Below are 12,215 nucleotides of genomic sequence, written 5' to 3' on the forward strand. Positions count from 1 at the left end.
AACCTATTCTTTCCTTTCTATATCAGCCTTTCGATAAATACCGTTACGACTCTTCTTCACACTATCATTCGCATTGCTAATTATCTAATTCCTTATGTAATTGATTAATTGGGACTTTTGCTCTTCATTCCGCCTTGGTACTAAAGTGATTTCATATTTTGTTACATCTCAACGATTAACTATTTATTGAAACGTTATAACATAACAGTGAATTAATTGATGATGTATCTTAGAAAGGAAAAAGTTGTGAATAAAAAATTGGTTTCTCTAGCGGTTGGTAGCATTCTCGTTTCCCCTGTTTTTGCCGACACGTTGTCAAACCCTCAAATTGGCGTTGTTCTTGATGGTTATTATCAAGACGGTCAACGTAATAACTCGGAGCGCGATGAAGGCTTTGGTCTTGGTCATACAGAGCTGAACATGTCTGCGAATATTGATGACAAGTTTTATGGCTCTTTGACTACGGTTATTGAAACTCACGATGATGAAACTGAATTACTGCTAGAAGAAGCTTTCATTGAAACACTGACGATGCCTTACGGCTTAAGCATTCGAGGTGGTCGTTTCTTATCAGATTTTGGTTACTTGAATAACCAACACATGCATACTGATAGCTTTGTTGAACGTCCTGCCGCTTACCGCACATTCTTAGGCTCTCATTATTACGATGATGGTGTTCGTGCAAACATCGTTCTTCCTACAGATTTGTATGTGAAGTTCGGCGTTGAAGCGTTAAGTGGTAGCAAGATGTCGTCTGTTGATGATGGCTCTGACGTCGGTGTTTACACTACAACTCTTAAGCTGGGTGATGACTTTTCAGAGTCATCAAGCTGGCAGTTTGGTTTGAGCTACTTACGAAATGAAAACGGTAAAGTTCGTGAGTTTGGAGACCATGATCACGGGCATGACCATGACCACGATCATAGCCACGGTGCGGCGGTTACGGGCTCAAACTTATACGGTGCTGATTTTGTATGGAAGTGGGCTCCGAACGGTAACTACAAATACCAAAACTTCACGCTTGCAGCTGAGTACATGCTGTTAGATGGCATCGTTGATGACAAGTACAAAAATGACGCAGAATCACCAGATACGCTAGCAGGTTATTATGTATCGGGTGTATACCGATTTAGCCCAAGCTGGTCTGCTGGCCTACGCTACGGTGAAGCGGAAAGCTATGATGGACACGCACATGGTGACCACATGCACTTTACTGCGATGAACGACAAAGAAGCAGATGCAATGATCGCTTGGGATTCATCTCATTTTGGTACAGTTAGAGCACAATACTCTCGCGTTGAAAACCAAAGTAAAGAGACAGATAACGTATTTACCCTTCAGTATGTGATGACCTTTGGGGCGCACGGTGCTCATGCATTCTAGGAAATTCCAACTTACAATGGCAACAGGTGTTGCCATTGTATCTTCATCTATAATGGCATCTTCGCCTGCAATGGCGTTGAATATTTTTGTTTGTGAGCCTGAATGGCAAGCTCTTGTTCATAGTCACGCTCCTGATGCCAACATCTATTCGGCGACTACGGCTAAGCAAGACCCGCACTATGTTCAAGCAAGACCATCACTTATTGCCAAGATGCGTCAAGCAGATTTGGCAATGTGTTCAGGGTCTGAATTAGAAGTAGGCTGGTTACCAATGCTGCAAGTACGCAGTGGTAATCCTGCGGTTCAAGATAGCGCACCCACCATGTTATACGCGAGCGATATGGTAGGTATGCTTGATACCCATGATCATGTCGATCGAAGTATGGGAGACATCCATGCTCACGGAAACCCACATGTTCAGTTCGCTGCTGAATATATGATTCCGATCTCAAGGGAAGTCACCAAACGTTTGCAATTGCTTGATCCTGATAATGCACATACTTATATGCGTAATGGCATGAAGTTTCGTGCTAACTGGCGTAATAAATTGGCAGAGTGGGAAACGAAAGCAGAGCCGTTACAAGGTAAAAAAGTGGTGGGGTATCATGCTACATATCGTTACCTCTTTGATTGGTTAGATATGGCGCAAATTGCTGATTTAGAACCTAAGCCTGGGATATCACCGACTACGTCACATTTACAGTCATTGACCAAATTGGATCCTGCTTCGTTTGATGCGATTGTGTATTCATCACACCAAGATCAGCGTCCTGCTAATTGGCTAAACCAGCATATCAACAAACCTACGATACAGCTACCATTGACGGTTGCAGAAGGTCAGAGCCTTGACCAAATGTACGATCAAGTCATTGATGAGTTGCTGAGAACGCTCGTTAACCCAGACACATCAACGAGATCGTAATGTTGAATGAGTATGACTGGCTGGCACCTGCAGTATTGTGTGGATTAATAGCATTAGTTGGCAACATCGTGCTTGGGGAGCAAGTCCTCAAGCGCCAGATCATCTTTATTGATCTCGCTGTCGCGCAAATGGCTGCCCTAGGCGCTGCCTTGAGCCAGTATTGGCTGAGCCGATATGCACTGTTTAGTGGCTCTTGGTTTGCAGAGATGATTGGCCCGTGGGTCATGTCATTGTTGCTATGCGGATTAATTGCGTTAATGGAAAAGCGTTACAAACAACACTTAGAACCAATGATAGGAAGTTTGTTTGTGGTATCGGCTTCACTAGTGATTCTATTGGTCAGCAAAGATCCTCATGGCGCCGATTTTATTCAAGGCATTCTCAACGGGCAGCTGTTGTGGTCTACCTGGGATGATGTCTGGCCATTGGCAATAATCACAACCGCGATGTTGGTATTGATTAGCGTAAAGCCTGAATTTATGCAGGGTAGTGGTTTTTATCTTATCTTCGCTATACTGATGCCGATCACCGTAAAGCTGACTGGGATATATTTGGAGTTTGCGTTACTGGTGATACCTGCGTTATGTGCAGCTGCGTATAAAGGCGTTCGCTTCTTTATCGCGAGTATCGGTATTGGTATCGTTGGCATTTTATCGGGCTTAGCGGTGTCGGCTTATTACGATTTGCCAAGTGGTGCAAGTATTGTCATCACACTGTTTTTGGTGGGGGTGATGTTTAGTCTTGTGATGCAGTTGCGCTGCTACTTACGTGATACCAAATTGGCTAAGAGCTATTGAGTAGAAACACCATATCTCAATCGAGATATGGTGTTTTTTCGTTTTAAGGTAGGGAGAGGTTTTGCAATTGGAATGAGAGTCTCAATTATCTTTTTATTTATCTTATTCAATCGCTTATGAGTAATGGTCTTTGTGGTTAAGACAAAAAACAATAGTCATCGAGATGGAGTAAATCTATAAGATAACGGTCCATTTAAAATTACGACTAACTTCGCTCAATGAAAAAAAACTTAATTGCGTTGGCTATCATATCCGCGGCTCTTTCCGGGTGTAATCACGACTCACTAAGCTATAGTGATGGCCCTGATACGGTTCCTCCAACAGACATTATTCCACCAACGGATATTCTTCCGCCGACAGATATTGTTCCACCAACGGATATTCTTCCGCCGACAGATATTGTTCCACCAACGGATATCCTTCCGCCGACTGACATTATTCCCCCAACAGATATTATTCCCCCAACAACTTACATCGGTTCACTATTGTCGAGCGGGGCGTTTGTTTCTGGAGATGTTTACTGTGACGGCATTCATCTTGAAAACGGAACGTTCATTGTAAAACAAGGCGTGAGTTTTAGTTGTACCTTGGGTCACCTTACTTTAGGTGATTTCACGGCTCCTCTCCCTGAAGTCACAGAAAGCACGATTTCAAATGATGCGCTTCATGCGGCATTTGAGTTGACAGAATTACATGGAGACAACGTTACCAAGGTACTCGAATCAATTGATGTTTGTGAGACTGAAAGTGCTATCTGTTTAAAAGAGCTGGATGCTTTTGATATTGAGGATGTGTTCTCGCAACTTGATGATCAAGATGCTGTCGATGCGTACTTTTCATCGAAAGAAGAAGAGTCTACCGATGAAGTAGGTAAGGCTCCTAGTTCACACGTAGACACAACTGTTGTTCCTGCGGTTGACCCTAATGCGGACAATAACCTTAACGCTGGTTTTGTTTCTGCAGACGCGGAGTCTACCTATGCTTATAAGCCAAGTGTTGAAGGCAAGGTGTTAACTCGCAGTAAGCTTACAGATGCTAATGGTACGCCGATTTCTGGGATCAGTTTCTTTTCGGCTAACGCGACGGGCGTGACGGATGAAGAGGGAACCTTCGAGTACCTGTGGGGCGACAGAATCGTTTTTGGTATTGATACGTTTGAGTTTGGCTCCATTACGGGTAATCAGATTGCTTATAAATTGTCTGATGTGACCAATAATGTGGTTGAGAAAGCGAATATCCAGTCATTACTAGAGCGCTACGCGGTTGATCATGTAAGTTATTATGAGATATCTGAAGAAGTCCTAGATACCTTTTCAAAGTACCCTAACGTTATAAATGAGTTGATCAACCTAACTCTGCCAAATGGGGGGCTGATAGAGGGTACAGACTTCGAACTCCCTAATGAGTTTGTTGGTCAGTTTAGCCAAGGGTTAACAGCAGTCATTGATGAGCAGCTGCGCCAAACGCCTCAATTTATGGATTATGTTCGTCAACCTGCCGTTTTATCTATGGGTCCTGGTCAGTATGTTACAGAGTCTCTGCAGCAAATCTTCCACAACGTCACCACATTCCATGTCTTCAATGACAATGGTAGTTTTTACGGTGCGACGGGGTATACCCGTGGTATGCGAGCTCTGAACATATCGAACAGAGCATTCCCTGTGGTGATGCCAAGAACTGATAAAAACCGTGAGCTTTACTTTGGTGAGCAACAGGCTTGGACTCGTGAAGGTAAGCCTTACATCGCACAACACCCAAGCATCTCGATGCCTCCGATTCCTTTAGTCTCTGAAGACAACGCGACTTATGGTTTCCCATTCGTTACTGCAGGCGAGATTGGCAAAGGTAAGGTCGTGTTCATGGGCAATGGCTTATATCCAAGTATTCTGTCATGCCCAGAGAATTATTGGGCTAATCGCACATTACATATCGACAGCAGCAAACAACAGTGCACTGTATCGACGTTCGAAAACCTACTACATGATGACCGCGGTGGCATGAGGTTGTTTTTCTCGAACTTGTTTGAGTGGTTCAATAATGGTTTGCCTATTGCGGGGATGAATGCAGTCACCAATATTGACCAAGCCTATTCGGCTTATCACCACTCCACTATGGGTAAGCAGTACACCTTCTTTGTTAGTCCTCAGTATGGTTTTGCATCAGTAGAAAAGCGTGGTTCAGGTGACTTTGATGATTTGGATGCGAGCAATACGCCGATTTTGATCCTTCAGGCATACCCACCTAAGTTGGTTCAAGATGGCATGACTAACCAGTTTGTTGCTGACTTGGATAACCCGAACTTAAACCAAGACGATATTACGGCTCTTATTAACTATGTTAATGACGGTGGCAATATCTTGTTTATGGATGCGATTCAAACGACTAACCCTGAACCTATTGGACGCTTGGCAGATGCCGTAGGTGTATCTCTTGGTGGTGAAAACGTTACGCCGACAAACCAAGCTTTCTGCGGTAGCTCTTATTACTGCCAAGCACCTTATCCTAATCTTCACGTGAAGAGCCAAAAGGAAATGGTAGTTCTTGAGCGTTTTCAAGATAACCAAGGAGAGCCTCCATTCACGGTCAATCAGGATGGTACGGTTGATTGGATCAAAGATGAGTCGAAGATTAAGTTTGAAATTCCAACTTATGAAGTACAAAAGCTAGACGAAGAAGGCAAGGCTGTTTTTGATGAGTCTGGTAAACCAGTCATGGTAACTAAACACGCGCGTATTTTTGTTGAATCTGCTGAGGAGAGAGCAGCGGCTATCAAAGAACTGCAATCTGCGTTTGCTGGGACTCCTATTTGTACAAACGATTATGAGTATGAATTTAACTGTATTGAAACTCGTTCTGGAGACGGTGTTACAGTTCGTGGTGCTTATCATCGTGCAGATTTTGATCGCTATGAAGTGAGTGAAGCTGTTGTTGGTAGTATGGTTAAAGCGGCGAACTTAGGCGGTAACTTTACGGCGCTTTATGAGCATGAGATTTACTATCGCACGAAAGGTACTCAAGGCAAGCGTCTGTCTAACAGCGAATTGAATCAAACTTTCGACAACTTATCTGTTTGGATGTGGAACGACAACGCTTACCGCTTTGAAAGCGAGATCCAAGATGAGTTAGGCTTTAAGCAAGCTGTTCAGTTCTTAAATTGTTATACAGACGGCCAACATCAAACAGATACAGAAGAAGCACAATGTCCTGTTGATCTTAGAGCTTCTTTGGTAGCCAATAACATGATCTATGGTGAAGGCGATTTAGTGGGGCAGTTAAACCCTAGTTATCCGTTGAACTATATGGAAAAGCCACTGACTCGTATCATGTTGGGACGCTCTTTCTGGGATCATAATATTGTTGTCGACACGACAATGTATCCTGGTCGAACTTCGGGAGCATCTTCGTCAAGTACGGTAATGGTTCAGACCAACGGTAAAGCGGTGACGTATTCGGCAGGAAACAATCAATCGACAGGTCTGTGGGCTCCTCAATTACAAGAAGTAACCATTGAAGACGGAGTGGCAGCTACGATTACCGTGATGATGGCGGATGATCTTACAGGTAAGCCGAATCACGAAACGAGCTTGAAACGTCCTCCACGTATGCAAACCAGCTACGATTACAATGGTTCGAGCTTAAATTTCAAAGCCCCTTATGGCGGCCTGATTTACATTCAACCAAAAGTAAAAGAGCTTGGTGAAGTTTCGTTTAGCATTAATGGCGCGTTAAAAGCGGCTTGGTGGAAAGAGGGGGAGTGGATTAACTCTATTCAATCGGCAGAGGCTCCAATTGCAGAAATCGATACGGGTTCATTTATTTATACGACACCAATCAGGAATCTAGAATCCGCTGATTTGAATCAATTCGCAACAGATATGAATCGATTCGCTGAAGCTGCAAGTGACTTCTACGGGCGTGATGAGAAACAAAGCACGGGTTTACATCGTAGGTTCACTTACCCAGAACTGAAGGGGTTCCGCCATCGTTTTGTGAATGACGTTCAGATTTCGATTGGTGCGGCTCACTCTGGCTACCCAGTGATGAACTCAAGCTTTAACGCAAATCGGACATACATTCCAACCAACCCTGTGAACGACTGGCTGTTGTGGCATGAGGTGGGTCATAACTTAGCATCAGCTCCTTTCCTAGCGGCTGGTAGTACAGAAGTGACCAATAACCTTCTCGCGTTGTATATGCAGGAGTTAGAAGGGCGCAATGCAAACCCTGAAATGGATCGTATTAAATCGGATATTAAGAAAGCACCTAAATGGCTAGAGCTTAATAATGAACATGCGTGGTCACATGGTGATGCAGGTTTACGATTAGTTATGTTTGGTCAGCTAAAAATCTGGGCAAAATCGAACTTTGCAATTGATGATTGGTATACACGCGGCGCAAGCCAATCTGATGTGTATGGTGAAGATGAAGGCTGGAATATGTTCAAACTTATGCACCGTAAAGCTCGAGGTGATACAGAGGGTGATACGGTTGAAAACTATTGTAGTGCCAAAGATACTGGGCTAACCGGTGGCGACTTAATGATGGTTTGTAGCTCCTACGTTTCAAACTATGACTTAAGTGATTTCTTTGTTGCTTGGAACGTGGGCGAAACTTCAATGACTAATGCTGATGGCACGAAGTCTTATAGTGGCGGAATTAGCTCTAAAGGTCTTAGTGCGGTTGAACAATTAAAACTAGAGAAACCAAAGAACAGTCCTTTGAATGTTGATTCAATTTACTAACGCTAATTATTGCTAAAGCATTTTATAGCTTAAGAACAAACGCCACACTAAAACTACGTGTGGCGTTTTTGTTGCAATGCTCTAGAAATTTCAGCTAGATCAGTCTTCTACATGATGTTTAATACTTTGGCTGCCATTGGTTGGCTGTCCTTGCTAGAAAAAGCAGGTTAAACTGTTCGCATCATAATTCTAAAGGATGGTGCCATGTACCACGGTCATATCTATTTCCCTCTGCGCTTTGCAGAGCAGGCAGAAACACTGCGTCAGAAAATTTTAGCGGAACGTAAAGATGTATTAGAGGTTTTCCCATTAATACAGCGTTTGGTTGGTCCACATAAAATGCCGATGTTTGAGATTCATTTTGCCAACAAAGAGTCAGGCATCGTGGAATGGCTTGAGCAAGAGCGCGGTGATATGTCGGTGCTGATTCACCCTGTAACTGGCGGTGAAGAAACATTAGACCATACAGTACGAGCGATCTGGCTGGGGCGTGAGCTAGGTGTATTCGAAGACACGCTAAGTAGCTAATTTAATTTACGCCCGACAGTGTGCACCTAATCAATGCATTTGGTTAAGGTAACGTCTGTCGGGTGTGCCAAAGCTCACTAACTTTTAAACCCATCTTGCTTGTTGAATAACTAGCTTCTCCAACTATTCCCCACTATCAAAGACACCGCCACCGAAACACCTAGTGCGATTAAAATATTAGGTAAGTTAAATCCCCAAATCGCGACACACACAGCCACAGTGACAATTGCCCACAATAGTGTTTCTAAAATCCAAGTACCCATAACATAACTCCTAACTTGATTGTGCGACTAGCATAACCAAGCGAAGGTAAATATTTGGTCACCATCTGATACCGATCTCCAAATTCGTTAAAGCACCACTTTAACGCTGAACTCGTTGCCGTGAGTGCCATGATTAAATCGCCACCCTTGGTTCTGACAAACGCGATCAATGAGTTCTAAGCCAATGCCAAATGAGGTTTGCTGTTCAGAATCGTGGGTTATGTTTTCATCCTCTAAACGGTTGGTGACCTCAAACTGAGTTTGTGACACGGCGATACGAATCTCTCCACTCCCGCCGTGTTGGAATGCATTACGGACTAAATTAGTCAGCACGACTTCGGTCAGCTCGCGGGGAAGGGTATGTTCTTCTGGTTCAATATTGATTTTAATTTCTACTTCTTTGTTTTTTAACAGATAACGCTGGCTTTCGACGATGTTATTGATCAGGGGAGTTAGCTTAATCTGCTCATAGTTGGTTTCTATCTCGCTATTACGGCTCATCCACAGCAGAGTCGTGACCAAGGCTTTCATATTGGTGGCGGAACGTTGAATTCGTGCGATAGCTCGCTGACCGCTGTTTGGAATGTTGTCAGACAATCGAACCAACATATCGCCACTGGCTGAAATGGTGGCAATCGGTGTTCTTAGTTCGTGGCTTGCAGTTTTTAAGAAGAAGCTCTCACGCTCATTGGCTTGGCGTTCGCCTTGTACGCTTTTAACCAGTTGAGAAGCCAACTTATCGATCTCTTTATACCTAAATTGAGTCAGTCCTTGAGTGTTCTCCACATCAAGAGATTCCGACCATTTTGATAAGGTAATAATCGGTTTGGTGACTCGGTGTATCAAAAGGCGAATGATCAAAAATACTAAGAGTAAAAGAGCGCCGATGGCGATAAAGGCGCTGTTTATCTGATTGACGGATTCAGGTGGATTGAGCTCGAATAGCTTCAGATAAATCGCTTCATCGTACTCAGAAATGATGTACAGCGATTTGTCTGTACCAGAAATTGAATGCTTAGCGGCATAGAGGTATTGCCCAGACTCATTACTGGCTGGAGAGTCGTAATGTTCATAAATAGCGTCGTTATCAAACGTGTCCCAATCAAAGGCTTGTTGAAATTGAGTCGGCACTTCTGAGTAGCTTAGAAAGGCTTGAAAGGTTGGGTTTTGGTAGCTGGGTAATTCTCCAGTCTCAATGTAACGCTGCTCAGCAACTTCTAGCTCATACAAGAATCCATACTTTGCTGATTCGTTCAGACCAATATGATAGCTCTGTGAAACCATTAAGCTGTATATGGCGGTAAGCAACACAACAATGCCAAATAGATAGAGGTAGATGTCGCGCTTAATACTGACTCGATTCATGTTTGCCTGTTTCATGACTGCTCCTCATGTAAGACAACGCCAATACCATGAACGGTATGGATTAGCTTGGTATCAAAGGGCGCATCAACCACTTGTCGAAGCTTAAACAAATGCGCTTTCATACTATCAGAGCTTGGCATTTCATCTTCCCAGGCCTCTTCAAGCTTGGCTTTGCTCACCACATTAGGGCTGTTTCTTACTAACATCACGAGCATTCGCCAACATACCGGGGAAAGCTTCAATAGCTTGCCGTCTCTAATGGCTTGGTGTTTATCCAAGTCCAGCTTTAGGCCTGCCACGGATAATGAAGTCACGGAGCCTTGAGCGCGGCGCACTAACGCCATCAACCGTACTTTGAGCTCTTCCATCGCAAAAGGCTTCACTAGATAGTCATCCGAACCTACCTCGAACCCAGCGAGCTTGTCTTGTAGCGTGTCTCTTGCCGTCAACATGAGAATCGGAGTGGTCACGCCTTGTTGGCGAAGAGATTGGCAGACATCGAGCCCATCCATTTTGGGCATGTTGATGTCCGTTAAGATGATGTCATAGCGTCCTTCTATGGCGAGGTTTAGCCCTGCTGCGCCATTATAGGCAAAGTCGAATTCGAAACCGTCGAGTTCCATATAGTCTGCGATGGCTTCTGCCAAGTCACTGTCGTCTTCAATCAACAGGGCGTTAATGCTCATAAGTGTCCTTACTTTGTTTCTCGTTCACGTTTCCAAGCCCAGATAGGCGGCTGAATAAGAACCTGTAGTCGGTAGTTCCAATTTGGCGCGTGCCATAACTGCTGGCACAGTTTAACGTAGCCGTGGAAATATACCTTAAATGGGTTCACAGAGTTGATTCTAGGGAACACGCCATATCTGACTTCTTCCTCTTCTTTGGCGAAGGTACCGAACATACGATCCCAAATAATAAAGATCCCAGCGTAGTTCTTATCAAGGTACTGTTTGTTGGTTGCGTGATGCACTCTGTGGTGCGATGGCGTATTGAACACGGCTTCAACAGGGCGAGGTAATCGCTTAACCGTTTCGGTGTGCAATAACGTTTGATATAGCTGCACAAAGGTTTCACACATCAGCACCACAAACGGATTAAAGCCGAGCAGAATTAACGGCAAATGGAAAAAGAATGGGAAGAACCAATCCAAAGGCCCAAACCTGTAAGCAACCGAGATATTAAAGTAAGGCGAACTATGGTGAACCGAGTGTGTTCCCCAAGCTAAGCCGTTGCTGTGTAAGAATCTGTGTTCCCAGTAGTACGCGAGATCGGCCAAGATCAAGCAACCAAGAATTGTCCAACCAGATATCGGCAGTTGAGTTAGGCTGAAGTTCTCGTAGGCGTAAACAAACGCACCCACATAAGCTAACCCGACAAAGAAAACGGTAACCAATAAGAAGAACAAAGTGACTAAGTTAGTCGCGCTGTCTCCCAACATGTTCCAACTTAGCTTTTTCTTAAAGGCATAGCGGATAAGCTCAAAGATAAACAGAGCCAGAGCAAGCAGTAGAAAGTTATCATCAACCCAAGTCTCGGTAAGGATGACGCTTGTTTCTGTGAATGTTTGAGAGAGAAAGTTCCCAATGCTATCCATAGTGAAATCCATAACTAAATCCTTTACTGACCATTCTTATAATAGACGTATAACGCACTAGAATCTGGCAACCCATGCTGATTCAATTGGTGGTGCTCAATAACCATATCCACCTCTTTTAAGACTGCAATACCTTCCCAAGCCAGCGCTAGTTGCTGTTCAGTATGCTCACCTTGGCTCAGTAACAAAGTGCCTTTAGACTTGCTTGGAACCTTAATTGAGGTGCTGTTTTTATTTGGTGTTGATTGCTGAGTCGGGAAGCCAACCGTGACTGTGGCTTCACTGAAATCTGAACTGATGTCTTTATAAATCACGATGACTTTCTGTTGCTGCGCGATCTCCTCATCATTGGCTTCTAGGTTTTGGTAGAAATCGACCCACAGCTCAGGCACATCCTCTAAAGGGATAGCCTTGCTCAAACCTTGTAGGTAAGTCGTATTTGCAGTCGTCTGCGGTTTTTCCTTTGATGACTGTTTCTTTGAGGACTTATTCGTTGGTGACTGAGCTATTGGTTGCTCAGTTGAGGCGTCCGCAATCGCAGGCTGGATATGTAATAGCCCCCAGACAACGCCAGTAATACCGACAGTCGTGAGTAATGAAGCGAATAATTTCATGCTCTTT

The 12,215-nt window shown here is 44.0% G+C and carries 10 protein-coding genes; 5 read left to right on the forward strand and 5 right to left on the reverse strand.

What is annotated here, in order from left to right; translation table 11 throughout:
- Positions 1-246 precede the first annotated feature (246 nt).
- The 5 genes from OH460_RS14430 to OH460_RS14450 all read left to right on the forward strand — a co-directional run bounded on the left by OH460_RS14430 (position 247) and on the right by OH460_RS14450 (position 8,372).
- Positions 247-1,383 carry a hypothetical protein gene (locus tag OH460_RS14430; protein WP_060981514.1) on the forward strand — a complete coding sequence of 379 codons (1,137 nt, stop codon included), beginning with the start codon at positions 247-249 and terminating at the stop codon, positions 1,381-1,383.
- 16 nt (positions 1,384-1,399) lie between these two features.
- Positions 1,400-2,305, forward strand: a complete 906-nt coding sequence (locus tag OH460_RS14435) for a metal ABC transporter solute-binding protein, Zn/Mn family (RefSeq protein WP_269998179.1) — start codon at positions 1,400-1,402, stop codon at positions 2,303-2,305.
- Positions 2,305-3,102, forward strand: a complete 798-nt coding sequence (locus OH460_RS14440; RefSeq protein ID WP_269998107.1) for a metal ABC transporter permease — start codon at positions 2,305-2,307, stop codon at positions 3,100-3,102. The genes OH460_RS14435 and OH460_RS14440 overlap by 1 nt, the downstream gene beginning before the upstream one ends.
- Before the next feature lie 218 nt (positions 3,103-3,320).
- A complete protein-coding gene (locus tag OH460_RS14445) occupies positions 3,321-7,844 on the forward strand; it encodes an SslE/AcfD family lipoprotein zinc metalloprotease (RefSeq protein ID WP_269998109.1) in 4,524 nt (1,507 codons plus the stop codon).
- 204 nt (positions 7,845-8,048) lie between these two features.
- A complete protein-coding gene (locus OH460_RS14450; RefSeq protein WP_269998111.1) occupies positions 8,049-8,372 on the forward strand; it encodes a DOPA 4,5-dioxygenase family protein in 324 nt (107 codons plus the stop codon).
- Between the two features lie 110 nt (positions 8,373-8,482).
- Here the strand turns inward: OH460_RS14450 and OH460_RS14455 are convergent, their stop codons facing one another.
- The 5 genes from OH460_RS14455 to OH460_RS14475 form a co-directional block, all read right to left on the reverse strand.
- A complete protein-coding gene (locus tag OH460_RS14455) occupies positions 8,483-8,635 on the reverse strand; it encodes a hypothetical protein (protein ID WP_269998113.1) in 153 nt (50 codons plus the stop codon).
- 87 nt (positions 8,636-8,722) lie between these two features.
- Positions 8,723-10,015, reverse strand: coding sequence for a sensor histidine kinase (locus tag OH460_RS14460; RefSeq protein WP_269998115.1), 1,293 nt, complete (start codon positions 10,013-10,015; stop codon positions 8,723-8,725).
- Entirely contained in the window at positions 10,012-10,686 is a 675-nt protein-coding gene (locus tag OH460_RS14465) for a response regulator transcription factor (protein ID WP_269998117.1), read from the reverse strand. The genes OH460_RS14460 and OH460_RS14465 overlap by 4 nt, the downstream gene beginning before the upstream one ends.
- A gap of 8 nt (positions 10,687-10,694) precedes the next feature.
- Positions 10,695-11,606 (reverse strand): sterol desaturase family protein, encoded by a 912-nt coding sequence (locus tag OH460_RS14470; protein WP_269998119.1) that lies wholly within the window; start codon positions 11,604-11,606, stop codon positions 10,695-10,697.
- A gap of 11 nt (positions 11,607-11,617) precedes the next feature.
- Positions 11,618-12,208 carry a hypothetical protein gene (locus OH460_RS14475; RefSeq protein ID WP_269998121.1) on the reverse strand — a complete coding sequence of 197 codons (591 nt, stop codon included), beginning with the start codon at positions 12,206-12,208 and terminating at the stop codon, positions 11,618-11,620.
- Between the last annotated feature and the right edge of the window lie 7 nt (positions 12,209-12,215).

This window comes from Vibrio sp. Makdt (assembly GCF_027587015.1).
Taxonomy (GTDB): Bacteria; Pseudomonadota; Gammaproteobacteria; order Enterobacterales; family Vibrionaceae; genus Vibrio; species Vibrio chagasii_B.

Excerpts from the sequence above, each read along its gene's own strand:
- OH460_RS14435 (WP_269998179.1), top strand. The coding sequence starts at position 1,400 with ATGGCAACAGGTGTTGCCATTGTATCTTCATCTATAATGGCATCTTCG.
- OH460_RS14440 (WP_269998107.1), top strand. The coding sequence starts at position 2,305 with ATGTTGAATGAGTATGACTGGCTGGCACCTGCAGTATTGTGTGGATTA.
- OH460_RS14445 (WP_269998109.1), top strand. The coding sequence starts at position 3,321 with ATGAAAAAAAACTTAATTGCGTTGGCTATCATATCCGCGGCTCTTTCC.
- OH460_RS14450 (WP_269998111.1), top strand. The coding sequence starts at position 8,049 with ATGTACCACGGTCATATCTATTTCCCTCTGCGCTTTGCAGAGCAGGCA.
- OH460_RS14455 (WP_269998113.1), bottom strand. The coding sequence starts at position 8,635 with ATGGGTACTTGGATTTTAGAAACACTATTGTGGGCAATTGTCACTGTG.
- OH460_RS14460 (WP_269998115.1), bottom strand. The coding sequence starts at position 10,015 with ATGAAACAGGCAAACATGAATCGAGTCAGTATTAAGCGCGACATCTAC.
- OH460_RS14465 (WP_269998117.1), bottom strand. The coding sequence starts at position 10,686 with ATGAGCATTAACGCCCTGTTGATTGAAGACGACAGTGACTTGGCAGAA.
- OH460_RS14470 (WP_269998119.1), bottom strand. The coding sequence starts at position 11,606 with ATGGATTTCACTATGGATAGCATTGGGAACTTTCTCTCTCAAACATTC.
- OH460_RS14475 (WP_269998121.1), bottom strand. The coding sequence starts at position 12,208 with ATGAAATTATTCGCTTCATTACTCACGACTGTCGGTATTACTGGCGTT.